The sequence below is a fragment of the Kribbella sp. NPDC048915 genome (assembly GCF_040649595.1).
GTDB lineage: Bacteria > Actinomycetota > Actinomycetes > Propionibacteriales > Kribbellaceae > Kribbella.
On the sequence record NZ_JBEZFT010000004.1, the window covers coordinates 140,645 to 160,280 of the forward strand.

The 19,636-nt window shown below is 69.9% G+C and carries 18 protein-coding genes; 10 read left to right on the forward strand and 8 right to left on the reverse strand.

Annotated features, from left to right (window positions below):
• The first annotated feature begins 12 nt into the window (after positions 1 to 12).
• Positions 13 to 1,071, forward strand: a complete 1,059-nt coding sequence (locus tag AB0B82_RS03965; RefSeq protein WP_360162190.1) for a Dyp-type peroxidase — start codon at positions 13 to 15, stop codon at positions 1,069 to 1,071.
• Here AB0B82_RS03965 and AB0B82_RS03970 read toward each other — a convergent pair whose 3' ends face one another.
• From AB0B82_RS03970 to AB0B82_RS03990, 5 genes are all read right to left on the reverse strand, one after another.
• Positions 1,072 to 1,923, reverse strand: a complete 852-nt coding sequence (locus AB0B82_RS03970; RefSeq protein WP_360162192.1) for a hypothetical protein — start codon at positions 1,921 to 1,923, stop codon at positions 1,072 to 1,074.
• A 50-nt stretch (positions 1,924 to 1,973) separates the two neighbouring features.
• On the reverse strand, positions 1,974 to 3,662 hold the full coding sequence (locus AB0B82_RS03975; RefSeq protein WP_360162194.1) for a Mur ligase family protein: 1,689 nt from the start codon (positions 3,660 to 3,662) through the stop codon (positions 1,974 to 1,976).
• On the reverse strand, positions 3,662 to 4,438 hold the full coding sequence (gene fabI, locus AB0B82_RS03980) for an enoyl-ACP reductase FabI (RefSeq protein WP_360162196.1): 777 nt from the start codon (positions 4,436 to 4,438) through the stop codon (positions 3,662 to 3,664). The genes AB0B82_RS03975 and fabI overlap by 1 nt, the downstream gene beginning before the upstream one ends.
• Before the next feature lie 57 nt (positions 4,439 to 4,495).
• Positions 4,496 to 5,200: a 3-oxoacyl-[acyl-carrier-protein] reductase gene (gene fabG, locus AB0B82_RS03985; protein ID WP_360162198.1), complete on the reverse strand. Its 705-nt coding sequence runs from the start codon at positions 5,198 to 5,200 to the stop codon at positions 4,496 to 4,498.
• Between the two features lie 925 nt (positions 5,201 to 6,125).
• Complete coding sequence (locus AB0B82_RS03990) at positions 6,126 to 6,338, reverse strand: dodecin (protein WP_360162200.1); 213 nt, start codon at positions 6,336 to 6,338, stop codon at positions 6,126 to 6,128.
• Positions 6,339 to 6,422: 84 nt separating this feature from the next.
• On the opposite strand from AB0B82_RS03990, the gene AB0B82_RS03995 reads away from it, so the two are divergent.
• Together AB0B82_RS03995 and AB0B82_RS04000 are read left to right on the forward strand one after the other, a co-directional pair.
• Positions 6,423 to 6,833 (forward strand): DUF3099 domain-containing protein, encoded by a 411-nt coding sequence (locus AB0B82_RS03995; protein WP_360162202.1) that lies wholly within the window; start codon positions 6,423 to 6,425, stop codon positions 6,831 to 6,833.
• A 191-nt stretch (positions 6,834 to 7,024) separates the two neighbouring features.
• Positions 7,025 to 7,228 (forward strand): hypothetical protein, encoded by a 204-nt coding sequence (locus AB0B82_RS04000; RefSeq protein WP_360162204.1) that lies wholly within the window; start codon positions 7,025 to 7,027, stop codon positions 7,226 to 7,228.
• Positions 7,229 to 7,312: 84 nt separating this feature from the next.
• Here the strand turns inward: AB0B82_RS04000 and moaA are convergent, their stop codons facing one another.
• Entirely contained in the window at positions 7,313 to 8,332 is a 1,020-nt protein-coding gene (gene moaA / locus AB0B82_RS04005; RefSeq protein WP_360162206.1) for a GTP 3',8-cyclase MoaA, read from the reverse strand.
• A 57-nt stretch (positions 8,333 to 8,389) separates the two neighbouring features.
• On the opposite strand from moaA, the gene AB0B82_RS04010 reads away from it, so the two are divergent.
• Together AB0B82_RS04010 and AB0B82_RS04015 are read left to right on the forward strand one after the other, a co-directional pair.
• Positions 8,390 to 9,184 (forward strand): SURF1 family protein, encoded by a 795-nt coding sequence (locus tag AB0B82_RS04010; protein ID WP_360162208.1) that lies wholly within the window; start codon positions 8,390 to 8,392, stop codon positions 9,182 to 9,184.
• A 53-nt stretch (positions 9,185 to 9,237) separates the two neighbouring features.
• Entirely contained in the window at positions 9,238 to 10,002 is a 765-nt protein-coding gene (locus AB0B82_RS04015; RefSeq protein WP_360162210.1) for an SDR family oxidoreductase, read from the forward strand.
• Between the two features lie 3 nt (positions 10,003 to 10,005).
• Here the strand turns inward: AB0B82_RS04015 and AB0B82_RS04020 are convergent, their stop codons facing one another.
• Both AB0B82_RS04020 and AB0B82_RS04025 read right to left on the reverse strand, forming a co-directional pair.
• Entirely contained in the window at positions 10,006 to 10,479 is a 474-nt protein-coding gene (locus AB0B82_RS04020) for a carboxymuconolactone decarboxylase family protein (protein ID WP_360162212.1), read from the reverse strand.
• A gap of 65 nt (positions 10,480 to 10,544) precedes the next feature.
• Complete coding sequence (locus tag AB0B82_RS04025; protein WP_360162214.1) at positions 10,545 to 11,633, reverse strand: DNA primase small subunit domain-containing protein; 1,089 nt, start codon at positions 11,631 to 11,633, stop codon at positions 10,545 to 10,547.
• Between the two features lie 168 nt (positions 11,634 to 11,801).
• Here AB0B82_RS04025 and AB0B82_RS04030 point away from each other — a divergent pair, with 168 nt between their 5' ends.
• The 5 genes from AB0B82_RS04030 to msrB all read left to right on the forward strand — a co-directional run bounded on the left by AB0B82_RS04030 (position 11,802) and on the right by msrB (position 19,616).
• Positions 11,802 to 13,397 (forward strand): M4 family metallopeptidase, encoded by a 1,596-nt coding sequence (locus AB0B82_RS04030; RefSeq protein ID WP_360162216.1) that lies wholly within the window; start codon positions 11,802 to 11,804, stop codon positions 13,395 to 13,397.
• A 117-nt stretch (positions 13,398 to 13,514) separates the two neighbouring features.
• On the forward strand, positions 13,515 to 15,242 hold the full coding sequence (locus AB0B82_RS04035; RefSeq protein WP_360162218.1) for an FAD-dependent oxidoreductase: 1,728 nt from the start codon (positions 13,515 to 13,517) through the stop codon (positions 15,240 to 15,242).
• Positions 15,235 to 16,605 carry an adenylate/guanylate cyclase domain-containing protein gene (locus tag AB0B82_RS04040; RefSeq protein ID WP_360162220.1) on the forward strand — a complete coding sequence of 457 codons (1,371 nt, stop codon included), beginning with the start codon at positions 15,235 to 15,237 and terminating at the stop codon, positions 16,603 to 16,605. The genes AB0B82_RS04035 and AB0B82_RS04040 overlap by 8 nt, the downstream gene beginning before the upstream one ends.
• Before the next feature lie 109 nt (positions 16,606 to 16,714).
• The gene (locus AB0B82_RS04045) at positions 16,715 to 19,126 is read left to right on the forward strand and encodes a lamin tail domain-containing protein (RefSeq protein ID WP_360162222.1); all 2,412 of its coding nucleotides are present in this window, start codon (positions 16,715 to 16,717) and stop codon (positions 19,124 to 19,126) included.
• 73 nt (positions 19,127 to 19,199) lie between these two features.
• Positions 19,200 to 19,616, forward strand: a complete 417-nt coding sequence (gene msrB / locus AB0B82_RS04050) for a peptide-methionine (R)-S-oxide reductase MsrB (RefSeq protein ID WP_360162224.1) — start codon at positions 19,200 to 19,202, stop codon at positions 19,614 to 19,616.
• Positions 19,617 to 19,636: the final 20 nt, after the last annotated feature.

The window sequence follows — 19,636 nt, forward strand, 5'->3', positions numbered from 1 at the left end:
GCGGGTGCGGTCGTGGCGGGTACCGGCGTTGTTGCCTTGGGCGACGATTCCCCGGCACAGCCTGCCGCCCGGACGATCTCGCCGTACGGCGAGCATCAGCCCGGGATCGCAATGGCGGCTCCTGCCGCCGCCGAGCTGGTGGCGTTGAAGCTGAGCACGGATCGGGCTGGGCTGGGGCGACTGATGCGCTTGTGGACGAGCGAGATCGTCGCGCTCACCGAGGCGGGTCGACGGTTGACGGTGACCGTCGGGTTCGGCCTGCGCGCCTTCGAGCTGACCGGGCAGCGACCGCGCGGGCTCGACGATCTCCCGGTTCTCTCGCACGACCGTCTGCAAGCGGCCTGGTCGGGCGGTGACCTGCTCGTCATGGTCGGCGCCGACGACACGCTGAGCGTGGTGAACGCCGTACGCCGCCTGATCGCCGGTGCGGGACCGTACGCGACGCCGGTGTGGCGCCAGACCGGCTTCTGGGACGGCACCGGCCCGAACGGCGAACCGGTCACCGGCCGCAACCTCCTCGGCCAGGTCGACGGCACCGGCAACCCCGCCTTCGGTACGCCGGAGTTCGACGAGACGGTCTGGTCGACCGAGGGCCGGTTCACCGGCGGTACGACGCTGGTCGTCCGGCGGATCCGGATGAACCTGGACGCCTGGGACGAGCTGCCTGAGGCCGCGAAAGAGCGTGTGATCGGCCGCAGGCTCGACACCGGTGCTCCACTGACCGGCACCGCCGAACACGACGACCTCGACCTCGAGGCGCGCGCCGCCGACGGCCGGCTCGTCATCCCCGAGAACGCCCACGCCCGGCTCGCGCACCCCTCCGAGAACGACGGTCGCCGCATCTTCCGCAAGGGCCTCAACTACCTCCACGACACCGGCACGACCCGCGAGTCCGGTCTGATCTTCCTCAGCCACCAGGCCGACATCGCCGGCCAATTCCTCCCGATCCTGGCCCGGCTGAACGCCGTCGACGCCCTCAACACCTGGACCACCACCATCGGGTCCGCGGTCTTCGCCCTCCCACCCGGCTTCGGTCCGGGCGGCTGGCTGGCCGAGCAGCTGCTCAGCTGATCAGGACGCCGGCTGGCGCTTCGGGAGCAGGCGGCGGCGGGGTTCGTCGCGGTCGATCCAGTCCAGGTCGTCGGAGAGGATCGCGTCGTTCGAGCGTTCGGCGTACGGGTCCAAGGGCGGTGGCGGCGGCGGGAGCGCGCGAAGTTTCAGGGCGACCATGGGGATCGCCAACAGCACGCCGACCACCATCCACGGCCAGTACTCCCGCAGCAGTGGCTCGAACGACTGGAAGAACGCCTCGGTCGACGCGTCGCCGATCGCGTCCAGCGGTTTGCCGGCCGATCGGGTGATCAGCCGGACCGAGGCCACGATGCCGAAGCACACCAGGTACCAAGCGGTCAGCGGGACCCAGTACGCCACCGAGCGCCAGCCACGCTTCCAGCAGGCGATGTAAAGCAGAACGGCCAGCCCGGCGCCGACCAGCAGGCCGTTCAGCTGCCACAGCCAGCTCCACTCGGCGAGTTGCTCGGCCGGCCGCAGCGCGCTCCACGCGACCGGCAGCGCCAGCGCGAATGCGGCGACCACCGAACTTCTGCTGCCCCAGGCACCGAACATCCCGCCGAGCGCGCTCGCCACCAGCAGCGTGATCAGCAGATCCCGCTCGGCGAAGGAGTTCCCGGTCAGCCACCACATGCCCGCGGCAACGACCAGCAGCACCGGTACGGCGATCCGCGCCCGGCCGATCAGCAGCCCGGCCAGGACCCCGCCGGCCACGCCGCCGAGCACCAGCAGGTCGATCCGCGGCGGCACGAACGACGTCGTACCCTCCGGCAGACCTTTCAGGTATGTCGCGGAGAAGCCGCCCACGAACCAGGCGACCACCGCGGCCGGAACCGACCAGAGGTAGCGCATCACAAACCCCGTTCCACCCCGGCCGGGCCGACGGGCGGCGGCGCCGGGGCTTAGTGCTGGGCTCTTTCGACCTTGCTCTTCAAGATCTCCGGTGTGTCGACAGTAGCTCCCTCGGACCGCAACCAGGCGTCAAGACGCGCCCGGTCCTGCAGACTCATCACCGCGACGACATCGCCCGGACGGGCCTCGGCGACCAGTGCCTGCGCTGCCTCCAACTCGGTCGGGAACGACGGTACGTCGTCCACGCCGACAGACGCCGCGCCCGCACGGAACACCGCGTCGAGCTCCTCGGGCGGCCGGCCGCGCAGGTACTCGTCCTTGTGCCCGATCGCCACCCGGTCGGTCGCCCGCGCGCCCATCGCACCGAGCGCCGCGACCATGTCGTCGGCGCGATCCCCGGGCGATCCAAGCGCGAGCAGCAGCCGCCCCTCCGGCGGGCGGACGCCGTTCATGATCTCGAGCAGCGCTTCCAGCCCGGCCTCGTTGTGCGCGAGATCGATGATCACCGTGACGTCGCCGGGCAGTGAGTACATGTTCATCCGGCCGGGGTTGTTCTCGTTCGGCGCGAACGTACTGAGGCCCTCGATCACCGCTGCCCGCGGCAGCCCGAGACCGAGCGCCGCGGACGCCGCGGCCAGCGTGTTCTCGACGTTGTAGTGCGACAGCCCGGACAGCGTCATCGGTACGTCGACGACCTTGAGCAGCGGCTCCGGGTCGCGGGCGTTGTCCAGCACCGTGACGAACCCGTCCAGCACGGTCGTCGCCCGGCCGCCCTCCTCCAGCACGGTCCGGATCGACGGCGAGTCGGGATCGCGGGAGAACACCCAGCACTTGGCCGGCGATCCGAGCCGCATCGCGAACGTCCGCGGGTCGTCGCCGTTGACCACGCACCAGCCGCGCGGACGGGTGATGTGCGTGATCACCGCCTTCACCTCGGCGAGCTGGTCGACGGTGTCGATTCCGCCCAGCCCGAGGTGGTCCGCGGTCACGTTGGTGACCACCGAGACGTCGTTGTACGCCACGCCGATGCCGCGGCGCAGGATCCCGCCACGGGCGGTCTCGGTGACCGCGAGCTGGATCCCCGGCTGGGACAGCACCTGGCCCGCACCGCTCGGCCCGGAGAAGTCGCCGTACTTGACCAGTTCGCCGTCGAAGTACACGCCGTCGGTGCTCGACCAGCCGACGTGCAGCCCGGCGGCGCGGCCGATGTGCGCGATCATCCGCGACGTGGTGGTCTTGCCGTTCGTGCCGGTCACCGCGACGACCGGGACCTTCGGCCGCAGCGTCGGCGGCGGGTTGCCCGGCGGCTCGTCGCGGACCCGCTCACCGGCACGCGAGAGCAGCTCGGTCAGGTCGTCCGCCCCGAAAGCGTCCAGCACCTCGACGATCGCGGCACCGAGCGCCCGCGCCCGGCCCTCGTGTGCCCACGGGAACGCGACCACGAGCCGCCGTACATCGGCCTCCGGGCGGACCCGGACGCCGAGCCGGCCGATCCCCGCCTCGCGGGCGATCCGGCGGACGATGCGCCCGACCACCCGGATCGCGAACCGCTGCCGGAAACCCGAGCCGATCCGGCCCGGACGCGTCGCCCCGAGGCCGATGGCCTGCGCGTACGCCTTTGCGGCGGGAGCCGGCGCGTCCGCGAGCGCCGACACGTCCAGGGTCAGCTTGACCGCCGCTCGACTGAAGTAGAGGTTGGCTCCGTCCAGAACGCGAAGCTCAACCAGCGATGTGGCCACTAGGCTCCCATCGCGTGGTAGCCGCCGTCGACGTGCACGATCTCGCCGGTGGTCGCGGGGAAGAAGTCACTGAGCAGGGCGACGATCGTCCGCCCGGTGGGCTCCAGGTCGGACGGGTCCCAGCCCAGCGGGGCACGGTCCAGCCACGGCTCCTCGAACTTCTCGAAGCCCGGAATCGCCTTCGCCGCCAGCGTCTTGAGCGGACCGGCCGAAACCAGGTTGCAGCGGATCCCCTGCGCGCCGAGGTCACGCGCCAGGTACCGGTTCGTGGACTCGAGCGCAGCCTTGGCGACACCCATCCAGTCGTACCCGGGCCAGGCGACAGTGGCATCGAAGGTCATCCCCACGATGCTGCCGCCACGGCTCATCAGCGGCGCACAGGTCACGGCGAGCGCCTTCAGGCTGTACGCCGACACGTGCACGGCCTGCGCCACGTCGTCCCACGGTCCGTCCAGGAACTTGCCGCCGAGGATCGTCTCCGGGTTGCCGTACGCGATCGAGTGCACGACACCGTCCAGACCGTCCACGTGCTCGCGGACCGCGTCCGGCAGCGCGGCCAGATGCTCGGCGTCGGTCACGTCCAGCTCGAGCACCGGCGGCTCCTGCGGAAGGCGTTTCGCGATCCGCTTGGTGATGCTCAGCGCGCGGCCGAAGTTCGAGATCAGCACGGTGGCGCCCTGCTCCTGCGCCACCTTGGCCGTGGCGAACCCGATCGAGGAGTCCAGGGTGACTCCGGCGACCAGGATCCGCTTGCCGTCGAGGATGCCCATCGGCATGCCCTTTCTAGACGTTCTGTTTCCAGAGGAGTCTGGAAATGGTGGGGTGGTGCGGGCTCAGTTGCCCATGCCGATGCCGCCGTCGACCGGGATCACCGCGCCGGTGATGTAGCCGGCCTCGTCCGACGACAGCCAACGGACCGCGTTCGCGATCTCCTCGGTCAGCCCGAAGCGGCCGAGCGGGATCTGGCTCAGGTACTGCTTCTGGGTCTCCTCCGGCAGCACCGCGGTCATGTCGGTCTCGACGAAGCCCGGCGCCACCACGTTCGCGGTGATGCCACGGCTGCCCAACTCGCGGGCGATCGAGCGGGCCATCCCGATCAGGCCGGACTTGCTGGCCGCGTAGTTCACCTGACCGGGCGAGCCGAGCAGGCCGACCACGGACGAGATGAACACGATCCGCCCCTTGCGCAGCCGCAACATACCCTTGGCCGCGCGGCGGGCGACCCGGAACGATCCGGTCAGGTTGGTCTGCAGGACCGTGTCCCAGTCGTCGTCCGACATCCGCAGCAGCAGCGTGTCCCGGGTGATGCCCGCGTTGGCCACCAGCACCTCGACCGGCCCCTGCTGCTCGGCGATCGCGTCGAACGCGGCGTCCACCTGCTCCTGGTCGGTGATGTCGCACTTGACGCCGAGGAAACCCTCCGGCGGCGGACTGGTGTTGTAGGTCACCGCGACCTGGTCGCCGGCCTCCTTGAACGCGTGCGCGATCGCCAGACCGATTCCCCGGCTACCGCCGGTCACCAACACAGACCTACCCACAAGCCCTCCTCACATCGCCGGACGGAGGAACGCTATCCCAGAACCACCCCACACCCCGCCAGGCCCCACCCCCGCCTTCCCCACACCCCGCCACGCCCCACCCCGCCTTCTCCACACCCCGCCACGCCCCACCCCGCCTTCCCCACACCCCGCCCTGCTTTCATCCCAGCCTCACCCACGCCTTCGTCCGGGCGCGGCGCCCGCCTTCGGCCCGCGCCTCCCTCGTCCGCGCCTTCCGCGAACCCCCAACCGGGACCGTGCACCCCGTGCCGGGACCTTGCACAAGCAATAACCAGTCCACACCCACCACAACCTGTTCGAGCCTCCGTCTTCAGCCCGCACGACGACCGGCGCAGCCAACCTCGCACGAGCCGATATCCGCGCGAGTCGGGGGTTCTTCGCCGGTATACCGGTGCAGGACACCCAGCTCGCGGGGTTATCCACTCGTACGCCGTGCCGCCGATCAGCCTGCGTTGATCTGGTCAGCGGTGATCTGGTCGGTGTCGGCACGCGGTGATCTGGTCGGTGTCGGCACGCGGTGATGGTGCGGTGTGACGGCGTGACGGCGTGACGGCGTGACGGCGTGACGGCGAGACGGCGAGACGGCGAGACGGCGAGACGGCGTGGTGGTGCGATGTGGTCGTAGGAGTTTCCGGATCTCCGCCGCACGGTGGGTTCACCCACGGTGTTGTGGGTTCCGCACCCTTCACACGGGTCAGGAACCCACAACACGATGGGTAAACCCACCGTGCGGGAACGCGCGCGGGCGTACAGCGCGGTCGGCCAGCGCGGGCGCCGACTCGGCCACCCGGACCCACCCATGGACCGGTCACGAGAGCCGGCTATCCGTTCGTGGTTGGGTCGGCTCGGCGAGCCGACGCCGCGCGGGTAGGGGCGGGGCGGCGTGTGGGACGGGGTGGGCGGCTCAGGAGTCTTCGAGGCGGAAGCCGACCTTCATGCCTACCTGGTAGTGGTCGATCTGGTTGTCGACGAGGTGCCCGCGGATCTCGGTGACCTCGAACCAGTCAAGGTGCCGCAGGGTCTCGGCGGCCCGGGCGAGGCCGTTCGTGATGGCCTGGTTCAGGCCTTCCTTGGAGGTACCGACGATCTCGGTCACTCGGTAGGTGCGATCCGTCATGACGTATCTCTCCCTTGCCTGGCTGCGCCCGGCCTCCGTTCCGCCGACGGCGCGGCGTACCGTTGTTCCTGGTGAGGAGGATAGATGTCGAAACGCGGTGAGCGGAGCGGCGCCACGGTCATTTCGGTGACCAGTGCGCAGCCCGGCCGGTCCGAAGACCTCGACAGCCGGATCGTCCGCTACGCGTGGATGATGTCGATCCGGATCGTCTGCTTCATCCTGGCGGTGATCACCCCGTCGCCGTGGCGCTGGCTGTTCGTGGTCGGCGCGATCGCGCTGCCGTACTTCGCCGTCGTCCTGGCGAACGCCCATCGGTCCGCGACCCAACCGGCCGCCGATCCGTACCTGGCACCCCCGCGCACCGCGATCGGCGAGCGCCCGACGATCGTCGTCCCGACCGACGACACCACCCCGCCGGCCGCACCTGCGGACAGTCCGGGAACCGCCCCCCGAGCCGACCCTTCGACCGGCCCATCGGCCGACACCGAAAAGTGATCTTGATCGGGACTGGAAAACTTGGACGCATCCATGTCAGAATCTCCCGCGTGCTCTGAAGTTCACGAGTGGAATTCAGGGACTTGATGCGGCGTCGGACGGCTCCCCCCGTGGCTGTCCGACGTCGCTTCATTTTGTCCCCAGCCTTTGATTATTGAGAGATCAGGAATGCACAGGAATGGCGCCCGCGGATGACTGAACCCGCCGAACCGGCCGTCTGCTCCGCGCGCGGCTGCGGCGCGGCTGCCGCCTGGGCGCTGCGCTGGAACAACCCGAAGATCCACACGCCGGACCGGCGCAAGACCTGGCTGGCCTGTGACGAACACAAGGGCAGCTTGTCCGACTTCCTCGAGCGCCGGTCATTCCTGCGCGAAGTCGATCCATTCACCGGCTGAATGCGGCGTGGCGGAGTTGACCGTCGCTCAACTCCGAAAAAGCATATTTCCGGATTGGGCCGGACTGATTGAGCAGTTTGGCGCTCAGCCACCGATCGCGGACATCGGGCGGACCGGCTGCAGGAAGCTCGGGTCGTTGATGCCGTGACCCGGCAGTTTGCCGCGCATCGCGCGCCGCCAGCGGTCGGCCAGCTCGGCGTCGTCGGCACCGGCCCGCAGCGCCGTCCGCAGGTCGGACTCGGTGCGCGCGAACAGGCAGTCCCGGACCTGGCCGTCGGCGGTCAGCCGGACCCGGTCGCAGTCTCCGCAGAACGGGCGGGTCACCGACGCGATGATGCCGACCTTCTGCGGCCCGCCGTCCACCAGGAACGACTCGGCCGGTGCGCTGCCGCGGCGCGAGGCGTCTTCCGGGATCAGCTCGAACTCTTCGCCGAGCATGCCGAGGATCTCGTCCGCGGTGATCATCGTGCTCCGGTCCCAGCCGTGCTGCGCGTCCAGCGGCATCTGCTCGATGAATCGCAGTTCGTACCCGCGGTCGAGGCAGAAACGCAGCAGCTGCGGCGCATCCGTGTCGTTCAGGCCGCGCATGAGGACCGCATTCACCTTGACCGGCGTCAGGCCGGCGTCGTGCGCGGCCTCCAGCCCGGCGATCACGTCCTTCAGGCGGTCACGCCGGGTCAGCGTCCGGAACTTCTCCGCATCGATGGTGTCGAGGCTCACATTCACGCGATCCAGCCCGGCCTCCTTCAGCGCCACCGCCTGCCGGGCCAGTCCGATCCCGTTGGTGGTCAGCGACACCTCGGGGCGCGGGGTGAGCGCCGTCGTCCGGCCGACGATGTCCACCAGGCCGCGGCGCAGCAGCGGCTCACCGCCGGTGAAGCGGATCTCGTGCACGCCCAGCTGGGTGACCGCGATCGACACCAGGCGGACGATCTCGTCGTCGGTGAGCAGCTCCGGCTTCGCCAGCCAGTCCAGGCCTTCCTCCGGCATGCAGTACGTGCAGCGCAGGTTGCACCGGTCGGTCAGAGACACCCGCAGGTCCGTCGCGACCCGGCCGTACCGGTCCGCGAGCCCCGTCCGCGCTGCTTCCTGGATCGCCGTCACGACCCCAGCCTACGTGCCGGACGCCGGTCGTTTCAGGGTATGGCTTAAGTTCGAACCGTGGGTCGCTTGATGAACATCCGCTGGATCACCGCCGCACTGGGCGTGCTGATCCTGGCCGGCGTGTGCGTGCAGCTGGGTCGTTGGCAGCTGCACCGCCTCGATGAACGCAAGGCACGCAACGAAGTGACCCGGACCAATCTGGCCGCGCCACCGGCACCCGTCGAGCAGATCGTCGGGCCGCAGGGGGTGGTCGGCGACCAGCACGCCTGGCGCACCGCGGTGGTCACGGGGCACTACGACGCCTCGAAGCAGGTGGTGCTGAAGTACCGCAACGTCCAGGACCGGCCGGGCTTCGAGATCGTCACCCCGCTGGTGCTCGCGAACGGCAAGGCGATCCTGGTCGACCGCGGCTTCCTCGCCCGGCAGAGCTCGGAGCTGATGCCGCTGCACGTCCCCGCCGTACCGACCGGGGAGGTGACCGTGACGGGCCGGCTGCAGCGCAGTGAACGCGGCGGTCACACCAACGGCGGCACCCCGGACGACGGTACGGCGCGACTCATCAATGGGCCCGACTACGCGAAGGTGCTCGGGCTGAACCTCTACGACGGCTACCTCACCGTGGAGAAACAGCAGCCGGCCAACGATCCGGCGTTCAGCGGGTTCCCCGGTCCGGAGATCGACGACGGGCCGCACTTCTTCTACGCGTTGCAGTGGTTCTTCTTCGCTCTGCTGGCGCTCGGCGGGCTGGTCTACTTCTCCCGGCAGCAGGTGCTCACGCCGGCGGCCGCGGATCCTGTCGTTGCTGCCCGCAACGAAGAACCGGAACCGGTCGGTCCCGGAGACCGGACCTGAGACCGCACAGCTCCTGACATGCGCAGCACCGTGCGGTACGGCAGGATGGTCCCGTGGACCTTGGACTGCGCGATCGCACCTACATCGTCACCGGCGCGAGTGCCGGGCTCGGCTTCGCCACCGCGAAGGCACTGGCCGCCGAAGGCGCCCGCCTGGTGATCTCCAGCCGGAACGAGGATTCGATCAAGCGGGCCGCAACCGAACTGCAGGAGCTCGGCGGCCAGGTCGTCGGGATCTCCGTCGACAACGCCGAGCCGGACAGCGCGGAGCGGCTGGCGGCGACCGCGATCGCCAAGTGGGGCGCGCTGCACGGGGCGCTGATCAGCGTCGGTGGACCGCGCGCCGGGACGGCGATGGACACCGATGAGGAGGACTGGCGGGCAGCCTTCGACAGCGTCTTCCTCGGTGGCCTGCGGATCGCCCGCGCGGTCGCTCGGGCCGGCGCTTCGGACAGCTCGATCGCCTTCGTGCTGTCGTCGTCGGTGAAATCCCCGATCAACGGGCTGGCGATCTCGAACGGCCTGCGGCCCGGGCTCGCCATGGTGGCGAAGACACTCGCCGACGAGCTCGGGCCGAACGGCATCCGGGTGAACGGACTGATGCCGGGCCGGATCGCCACCGACCGGCTGACGGAGCTCGACGCCCGCAGCGGTGACCCCGCCGCGGCTCGCCGGGCCTCCGAGAAGACCATCCCGTTGCGGCGTTACGGCGATCCGGACGAGTTCGGCCGGGTGGCTGCGTTCATCCTCTCGCCCGCCGCGTCGTACGTCACCGGGACGATCCTGCCGGTCGACGGCGGCGCCCTGCGCGCGCTCTGATCCTCAGCCCCACTGGCCGGGAACGTAGCTGCCGGCGGGCTGCTGGGTGATCACGTTGAGCCGGTTCCAGGTGTTGATCCCGGCGATCACCGCGACCAGTGCCGCCAACTGCTCGTCGTCGTAGTGCTTGGCTGCGTTCTCCCAGACGTCGTCGGGGACTCCCCCGCCGGCGTCGGCGATCCGGGTACCGGCCTCGGCCAGGGCCAGCGCGGCACGCTCGGCCTCGGTGTAGACGGTTGCCTCCCGCCACGTCGCGACCAGGTTGATCCGGACCGTCTCCTCGCCGTGGTGGGCAAGGTCCTTGGAGTGCATGTCGACGCAGTACGCGCAGCCGTTGATCTGGCTGACCCGCAGCTCCATCAGTTCCAGGGTGGTGATCGGCACGCCGGCCGACCGCGCGACGTACGCCGCGCTGTTGAGGTGCTTGACGAACTTGCCGAGGACCGGACTGGTGAACAGATCCAGACGAGCGTCCATAGTGGGTGTCTCTCCTAGCGATTGAGCCTGTTGACACCCACCCGACGAGACAGCCGCCCCAAGTGTCAGTCGGGAATTCTGTTGCCTTGCTCATCCCAATGCGCGGCGACCTTCTTGCTGGGCTGAACCCGCGGCGGCTCGCCCGGCATCTTCGGGTAGTCCGGCGGGAAGTTCAGCTCGCCGCCCGGCAGCTCCTCCCAGAGCCGCAGCAGCGGGTCGAGCGAGTACGCCGTGTCGTCGATGTCCGCCCACGGGTCGCCGTCGGCCAGGTAGTCGGGGATCGTGTGCAGGTTGAACGCCCGTGGGTCGTCGATCTCGGCGAGCCGCTCCCAGGTCATCGGCGTGCTGACCGGGGCGCCCGGACGCGGGCGGAGCGACCAGGCGCCGGCGACCGTGCGGTCGCGGAGGTTCTGGTTGAAGTCGAGGAAGATCGACGCCTCACCGCGTTCCTCCTTCCACCAGGCGGTGGTGACGGCGTCGTCGCGGCGTTCCAGCGCGCGGCCGAAGCCGATCGCCGCGTGCCGGACCTCGTCGAACGTCCACTCCGGCCGGATCCGCACGTAGATGTGGATGCCGCGGTTGCCGCTGGTCTTGGCGTACCCACGCAGTCCGAGCTCCTCGAGCAACTCCCGGGCCACGCCGGCCACCCGCCGCGCGTCGGCGTACTTGGCGCCGGGCTGCGGGTCGAGGTCGATGCGCAACTCGTCGGGGTGTTCCAGGTCGCTGCGGCGGACGGCCCACGGGTGGAACGTGAGCGTGCCCATCTGGGCCGCCCAGACCGCCGCCGCGGGCTCGGTCAGGCACAGCTCGTCGATCGGGCGCCCGTTCGGTGTCAGCACGCGGCAGGTGACGAGCCACTCGGGCGCGCCCTTCGGCAGGCGCTTGGAGTAGAACCCGTCCCCGGTCTGCCGGCCGGACGTGTCGACGGACAGCTTCATGCCCTCCCGCCAGCCCCCGGGCCAGCGTTCGAGCGCGACCGGCCGGTCGCCGGAGGCGCGCAGGAAGGCCGGCGCCACCTGCACGAAGTACTCGCAGACCTGCAGCTTGGTCACTTCCGGAGCCCACTCGGTGGCCTCGTAGACCACCCGCTCCGGACTGCTGACCCGGACCTCCCGCTCCCCCACGGTGAGCGTCACCGCCGTGCTCTTCGCCATGCCGCGACCGTACCGCTCGGGCCGGACAATTCGGCCGGATTTCCGTGCACCGCACGGGAAAGGCAAGTTTTTCCAACCCCTGGCCACGGTAGGTGACCGAGCGGTAACGTTCCTGCACCTCGTTCCTGGGGCGTGAGGCCCCCGGGACACCTGACAAGGAGCGCGAGGATGAACAGATCCGCCCTGTTCGCCGCTGCAACCGCAGTGGCGACCACCACCGCCCTCGGACTGACCAGCGCAACCACTGCCAGCGGCACTCCGTCGGCGTCACCCGCCCCGAGCCCGGCCGCGGCCGTCGCCCAGGCCAAGGAAGCGATCGGGCACAACCTGACCGCCCTTCGGGCCACCACAGCCGACGCGTTCGTGGTCAAGGACGTCATTGTCGACTCCGACGGCAGCAGCCACGTCCGGATGGACCGGACGATCGGCGGCCTGCCGGTGCTCGGCGGCGACGTCGTCGTGCATCAGACGAAGGACGGCGCCTTCAAGGGTGCCAGCCTGACGCTGGGCGGACCCGCGAACGTCGCCCGGACGCCGAAACTCAGCAGCGCCGCCGCGCTCGCGAAGGGTGTCGCGAAGGGCCTGAAGGCCGAAGGCAGACCGAGTCTGGTGATCGAGGCCCGCAAGGGTGCCCCACGACTGGCCTACCAGGTCACCTCGGGCGGCACCCAGGCCGACGGTACGCCGAGCCGCGTCACCACCACCGTGGATGCCCTGACCGGCGCCACGCTGGTCCGCGAGCAGCACATCCAGACCGCGTCCGGCGACGGCAAGAGCCTCTACAGCGGGACCGTGCCGCTCGAGACGTCCACCGCATCCGGCGGCTACACGCTGACCGACGCCACCCGCGGCGGCGGTTACACGGCCGACGCGAACAACAAGACCGACTCGATTCTGTGTCAGCTGTTCGGCTTCGGGTGTCCGGTGCCGACCCGGTTCACCGACGCGGACAACCATTGGGGCAACGGCACCAACTCTGACCGCGCCTCGGCGGCGGTCGACGCGCACTACGGCGCCGCGACGACGTACGACTATTACAAGTTCGTGCACGGCCGGAACGGCATCTTCGGCGACGGCAAGGGTGTCCCGAGCCGCGTGCACTACGGGAACAACTACGTGAACGCGTTCTGGGACGGCAAGCAGATGACCTACGGCGACGGCGACAACGTCGTGGCGGGTCCGCTGGTGTCGATCGACGTGGCCGGCCACGAGATGTCCCACGGCGTCACCGAGCACACCGCGAACCTCACCTACTCCGGTGAGTCCGGCGGCCTGAACGAGGCCACCAGCGACATCTTCGGCACGATGGTCGAGTTCTACTCCAACAACTCCTCCGACCCCGGTGACTACTACATCGGCGAGGAGATCATGAAGGACCGGCCGGCGCTGCGGTTCATGGACAAGCCGAGCAAGGACGGCAGTTCGGTCGACTGCTGGTACTCCGGGGTCGGCAACCTCGACGTGCACTACTCGTCCGGTATCGCCAACCACTTCTTCTACCTGCTGTCCGAGGGCACCGGCGCCAAGACGATCGGTGGTCTCCCCCACAACTCGTCGGCGTGCAACGGCAGCACGCTGCAGGGCATCGGCAAGGACAAGGCCGCGAAGATCTGGTACCGCGCGCTGTCGACGTACATGACCAGCGGTACGACGTACGCGCAGGCCCGGACCGCGACGCTGAACGCGGCCACCGACGCGTACGGCGCGAACAGCCCCGAGCGGGCCGCCGTCGCGGCCGCGTGGTCGGCGGTCAGCGTCAACTGACTCGCTGAGCCGGCCCACTGAATGTTCACCGGGTCCTGTCCCACTGGGGCGGACAGGACCCGGTGATCAAACCTTTTATTCATTGCCAGCCGCCGGGTCCCGACCTACCGTCACATCATGGGTGGGGAGCCCGGGGGCAAGCCGCGCCTCAGTACGGCGCGGCCGCTACTGCTCGTGGTGGACGCTGACCCGGAGCGTCTGGAGCGGTGCGAGACAGAGCTGCATCGCGGCTTCGGCGCGGACTTCCGGGTCCGCGGCGAGGTGACGGCGACTGCCGCGCTCGACTGGCTGCAACGAGCGCACGACTGGGAGCAACGGGTCGCCGTGGTGATGGTCGACCACTCGCTGCCCGCGGACGATCGGGCCGCGGTCCTGGCCGCGTCGCGGAGCCTGCACCCCGATGCCCGCCGGGCGCTGCTGATCGAGTGGGGTGCCTGGGCGGAGCGGACGACGGCGTCGGCGATCCTGTCCGCGATGTCGGTCGGCGACATCAACTACTACGTGCTGAAGCCGTGGATCGACCACGACGAACTGTTCCACCGGACGGTGGCCGAGTTCGTCCAGGAGTGGTCGCGGTACGAGGTCGCGAACCTCCGCGAGGTGGTCGTGATCGCGGCCGCGACGTCGGTCCGCGGTCAGGCGATCCGCAGCCTGCTGGCACGCAACGGGATCCCGAGCGCGTTCCGGGAGAGCGGATCGCCGCTCGCGAACGACGCGCTCGAGTACATCGGCGAGCCGGATCCCGGTGATGGCGTGCTGGTCTGGATGCCCGCGGTGGGCGGTCCGGTGCTGCACAACCCCACCGACGTGGAGATCGCCGAAGCGTGGGGGGTGCCAACGACCCTGCCAGCCCACACCGACCGCTCGTTCGACCTGCTGGTGATCGGCGCCGGGCCGGGCGGGTTGGCGACCGCCGTGTACGGGTCGTCGGAGGGCCTGCGGACGCTGGTCGTGGAGCGCGAGTCGATCGGCGGCCAGGCCGGGACGAGTTCGCTGATCCGCAACTACCTCGGCTTCTCGCGCGGCATCCGCGGCTCGGAGCTGGCGCAGCGCGGCTACCAGCAGGCCTGGGTGTTCGGTGCGCACTTCGTACTGATGCGGACTGTCGAACGGCTGGAGGCGCGCGGCGAGGAGTTCGGCGCCACGATCGGCGGCGTCGGCGAGGTCACCGCGCGCGCCGTCGTCCTCGCGACCGGCGTTTCGTACCGGCGGCTCGCCGTACCGTCGCTGGAGAAGCTCGTCGGAGCCGGGGTGTACTACGGCGCGAGCGTGTCCGAGGCGCACGGACTGCAGGGCCGGGACGCGTGCGTGGTCGGCGGCGGGAACTCGGCCGGACAGGCCGTGCTGCACCTCGCACGGTACTGCCGCCAGGTGCTGCTGGTGATCCGCGGCGAGGACCTGTCGGCGAGTATGTCGCAGTACCTGATCGACGAGATCGATGCCGCGGACAACGTCGTACTGCGGGCGTCCAGCGAGGTGGTCGGTGGCGGCGGTGACGGCCGGCTGCAGGAGATCGTCCTGCGGGATCGGCGGTCCGGCACCGAGGAGACCGTACCGGTCGACGGGTTGTTCGTGATGATCGGCGCGGTGCCCGGGACCGACTGGCTGCCGGCCGAGGTGGCGCGGGATCCGCGCGGGTTCGTACTAACCGGATCGGATGCGGGTGTGGATCCACGCTGGCACGAGGCCCGGCCGCCGCAGCCGTACGAGACGACGGTGCCCGGTCTGTTCGCGGTCGGTGACGTCCGCAGTGAGTCGGTGAAGCGGGTGGCGTCCGCTGTCGGGGAGGGATCGGTGGTGGTTTCGCAGATTCATACGCATCTGAAGGCGCGTTCCCATGTCTGAGCACCAGCTGTCCGAGCGCAAGTTCGTGTACTCGCCGGCGATGGTCGGCCTGACCGCGCTGGTGTTGCTGATTCCGCTCGCGGGCCTGCTCCTGCTGCTGAACAGGCCGCGGCTCAATGTGCACTGGGAGCATCACCCGGCGCACTTCTGGCTGGTGCTACTGACCGCCGCGCTCAGCGCCGTCCTCGCGTACGCGACCGGTGCGGCAGCTGTACGGCGGGGTGACGCGCGGGTGCTGTTCGTGTCGCTGGCCTTCCTCTCGGCGGCCGGTTTCCTCGGGCTGCACGCGCTGGCGACGCCGAAGGTGCTGCTGGACACGCCGAACGCCGGGTTCACGCTCGCGACGCCGGTGGGTGTCGCGCTGGCGTCGGTGTTCGCGTTCCTGTCCAGCCTGCACTGGTCCGGGATCACCTGGGGACGACGACTGCGGGTCGCGCTGCTCGTGCTGATGGCGTTGTGGGCGGCGGCATCCGTCCTCCGGCTGTGGCCGCTGCACCAGACCGCGGTCCCGGAAGTTGCCGACGGCATCCTCGCCGTGCTCGCCGTACCGACCGTGCTGCTGTACGCCATCGCCGCGGGCCGGTACCTGCAGACGTGGTGGGCGCGTCCCTCGTTGATGCTGCTGTCGATGATCGCCGCGTTCGTGCTGCTCGCCGAGGCGATGATCGCGCTGGTGTTCGCGACCAACTGGGCGCTGTCGTGGTGGGAGTGGCACCTGCTGCTGCTCGGCGCGTTCGTACTCGTTGTGGTCGGGGTGCGGATCCAGTGGCACGAGGAACGGTTCGCGGACCTCTACCAGGAAGACACCGTGTCCGGGCAGCGTGAGTTGAGCGTGCTGTTCGCCGACCTGCAGGGGTTCACCTCGTTCTCCGAGCGGCACGACCCGGTCGAGGTGACGGCGATGCTCAACACGTACTTCGAGGTCGTCGTACCGCCCGTGGTCCGGCGGCACGGCGGTGACGTCGACCGGATCATCGGCGACGCGTTGATGGTGACGTTCAACAAGCGCGGCGACCAGCCGGATCACGCGCGCCGGGCCGCCGCGGCCGGACTCGCCTTGCAGGAGGCCGCGGCCGCTGTCCAGGCCGAACACCCGAATTGGCCGCGGTTCCGGGTCGGGATCAACACCGGCATCGCCTCGGTCAGCCTGCTCGGTACCGAGGGCGGGCGGACCCACACGGTCATCGGCGACACGGTGAACGTCGCCTCCCGGATCGAGGGCAAGGCGCCCGGCGGCGGGGTCGCGATCGGCCCGGCCACCAAGGAGCGGCTGCCGCAGGCCCGCACCGAGTCGCTCGGCATGGTCAGCCTCAAGGGCAAGACCGAGCCGGTCGAGGTCTACCACTTGATCGAGCTGCGCTGACCTGAGCCGCGCTGAGCACGCGAAGGTTCACCCGTGCCTTTCCGGTGGCCACCGGATGTTCAGGTGTGACCCCTTGGATCGGCCGCGTCCCGGTGTGAGAATCCGGGCCATGTCTGCCCAGTTGCCTGCCCAGTTGTGGGCTCAGTTCCGACCGCGGCGCCGCGTGGGCGCCCTCGTGGTCACGACCAGTGTGCTCGCCTCCGGGGCGACGGCGGCGATCCTCGCCTCCCCCGTGCAGGCCGCGTCGACCGATGTGGTCATCACCGAGGTGTACGGCGGTGGCGGCAACAGCGGGGCGCCGTACACCAACGACTTCGTGGAGCTGACCAACAACAGCTCGGCCCCGATCGATGTCAGCGGCTGGTCGATCCAGTACGCGTCGGCGGCCGGCTCGACCTGGCAGGTCACCCGGCTGACCGGCACCATCGAGCCGGGGGCCGCCTACCTGGTCCAGGAGAGTGGTGGCACGAACGGCCAGCCGCTGCCGACGCCGAACGTCACCGGCACCATCCCGATGTCCGCGACCTCCGGCAAGGTCGCGCTGGTGACGACGCAGACCGCGCTCGCCTGCGGCGCCACCTGTCACGCGGACGCGAGCGTCAAGGACTACGTCGGCTACGGCGCCGCGACCGACTCCGAGGCCGCGCCCGCGCCCGGCCTGTCGAACACGACGTCGGCCGCGCGGACCGATCCGACGCAGGACACCGACAACAACGGCGCCGACTTCGCGGCCGGCAACCCGTCGCCGGGCACGCTGACGTCGGTTCCCAACGACCCACCGGTCGAGGCGAAAATCCATGACATCCAGGGCGCCGCGCACCGGTCGCCGCTGGAGGGCAAGAAGGTCACGAACGTCACCGGCGTGGTGACCGCCAAGGGCAGCAACGGCTTCTGGTTCCAGGACCCGCAACCGGACACCGACCCCGCGACCAGCGAGGGCCTGTTCGTGTTCACCAGCTCCGCGCCGACCGTGAACGTGGGCGACGCCGTGTCGGTCGCGGGTTCGGTCGCCGAGTTCCGCCCCGGCGGCTCCGGCGGTACGGACAACCTGACCACGACCGAGCTGACCAACGCCGAGATCACCGTCACGGGCTCCGCCGCGGTCCCGGCGCCGACCCTCGTCGGTCCGGGCGGCCGGGTGCCGCCGTCGACCGTGATCGAGGACGACGCGTCCGGCGATGTGGAGACGACGAGTACGGCCTTCGACCCGGCCGAGGACGGTCTGGACTTCTGGGAGTCGCTGGAAGGGATGTGGCTGGGTATCAACCGGCCCGAGGTCACCGGTCCGACCAGCTCGTTCCGTGAGCTGTCCGTCGTACCGGCCGGCGCGAGCGTACGGACGATCCGCGGCGGCATCGTGCTGCAGGCGAACGACAGCAACCCGGAGCGGGTACTGCTGGACGACGTCCTCGCGCCGATCCCGGACGCGAAGACCGGCGACAAGCTGGCCGGGGTGGTCAGCGGTGTCCTGGACTACTCGTTCGGGAACTTCAAGTTCCTGCCGATCACCACGCCGATCGTGATCGACGGCGGCGTCCAGCGCGAGAAGACCAAGCCCTCGTCGCCGGTGCAGCTGTCGGTGGCGACGTTCAACGTCGAGAACCTCGACCCGTCCGACGGTGACGCCAAGTTCGACGGGCTCGCGCAGGCCGTCGTCCGCAACCTCGCCGCGCCGGACGTCCTCGGCCTCGAGGAGGTCCAGGACGACGACGGTGCAGTCAACTCCGGTACGACGTCGGCGGAGAAGACGCTGCAGCTGCTGACGGACGCGATCGTCCGGGCGGGCGGCCCGCGGTACGCGTGGCGGCAGATCGACCCGGTGAACAACGCCGAGGGCGGTGAGCCGGGCGGCAACATCCGGGTCGCGTTCCTGTACCGGACGGACAAGCCACTGAAGTTCGTCGACCGTCCGGGCGGCGGCTCGACGGTCCCGACCACGATTGTCACCGATCCGGCCGGCCGACCGCACTTGAGCTCGTCTCCGGGCCGGATCGACCCGGCGAACCCGGCGTGGGCAGCCACCCGGGTGCCGCTCGCGGGCGAGTTCAAGTGGCACGGGCAGACCGTGTTCGTGGTCGTGAACCACTTCAGCTCCAAGGGCGGCGACGACCCGCTGTGGGGACGGTTCCAGCCGCCGGTCCAGTCGACCGCGGCCAAGCGCCACCAGCAGGCCGCCGCGGTCCGCGGATTCGTTGACCAGATCCTGGCCAAGGACAAGGGCGCGAACGTCGTCGTCCTCGGCGACCTGAACGACTTCGACTTCTCCGAGACCACGGACATCCTGGTCGGGTCGGGCAAGACCGCGCTGATCGACCTGCCGCGGACACTGCCGGTGCGCGAGCGGTACAGCTACGTGTTCGAGGGCAACAGCCAGTTCCTCGACCACATCCTGATCTCGCAGAACCTGCGGCCGGCCGCGGCGTACGACGTGGTGCACATGAACGCCGAGTTCCCGGACCAGATCTCCGACCACGACCCGCAGGTGGTGAAGCTGATCCCGTTGCCGTCCTGGGTGCGCTGACCGGACGCTTACGGCAGCCTGACGAGCGGCGGCCGGGCGGGGTTTTCCTTGCCCGGTCGCCGATACTTGAGACGTGACTGATTCCACCAAGCAGTACGCCGTTCAGAAGTCCGAGGCGGAGTGGCGGGCGCAGCTGTCCCCCGCGGAGTTCCACGTGCTGCGCCAGGCCGGGACGGAGCGGCCGTTCGTCGGTGAGTACACCGACACCAAGACGGTCGGGGTGTACAAGTGCCGGGCGTGTGACGCGGAGCTGTTCCGCAGCGAGACCAAGTTCGACTCGCACTGCGGCTGGCCGTCGTTCTTCGCGCCGCTGGCCGAGGACCGGGTCGAGTACATCGAGGACACCACGCTGGGCATGAAGCGCGTCGAGGTCCGGTGCGCGAACTGCGGCTCGCACCTGGGGCACGTCTTCGAGGGCGAGGGCTACGGCACCCCCACCGACCTCCGCTACTGCATCAACAGCATCAGCCTGACGCTGGACCCCGCCTGACCCCACCGGACAGCCCCGTC

Coding starts and splice junctions, on each gene's coding strand:
- AB0B82_RS03970 (WP_360162192.1), bottom strand. CDS start 1,923: ATGCGCTACCTCTGGTCGGTTCCGGCCGCGGTGGTCGCCTGGTTCGTG.
- fabI (WP_360162196.1), bottom strand. CDS start 4,438: ATGCCGATGGGCATCCTCGACGGCAAGCGGATCCTGGTCGCCGGAGTC.
- AB0B82_RS03990 (WP_360162200.1), bottom strand. CDS start 6,338: ATGACGGATCGCACCTACCGAGTGACCGAGATCGTCGGTACCTCCAAG.
- AB0B82_RS03995 (WP_360162202.1), top strand. CDS start 6,423: ATGTCGAAACGCGGTGAGCGGAGCGGCGCCACGGTCATTTCGGTGACC.
- AB0B82_RS04000 (WP_360162204.1), top strand. CDS start 7,025: ATGACTGAACCCGCCGAACCGGCCGTCTGCTCCGCGCGCGGCTGCGGC.
- AB0B82_RS04020 (WP_360162212.1), bottom strand. CDS start 10,479: ATGGACGCTCGTCTGGATCTGTTCACCAGTCCGGTCCTCGGCAAGTTC.
- AB0B82_RS04025 (WP_360162214.1), bottom strand. CDS start 11,633: ATGGCGAAGAGCACGGCGGTGACGCTCACCGTGGGGGAGCGGGAGGTC.
- AB0B82_RS04030 (WP_360162216.1), top strand. CDS start 11,802: ATGAACAGATCCGCCCTGTTCGCCGCTGCAACCGCAGTGGCGACCACC.
- AB0B82_RS04035 (WP_360162218.1), top strand. CDS start 13,515: ATGGGTGGGGAGCCCGGGGGCAAGCCGCGCCTCAGTACGGCGCGGCCG.
- AB0B82_RS04040 (WP_360162220.1), top strand. CDS start 15,235: ATGTCTGAGCACCAGCTGTCCGAGCGCAAGTTCGTGTACTCGCCGGCG.
- AB0B82_RS04045 (WP_360162222.1), top strand. CDS start 16,715: ATGTCTGCCCAGTTGCCTGCCCAGTTGTGGGCTCAGTTCCGACCGCGG.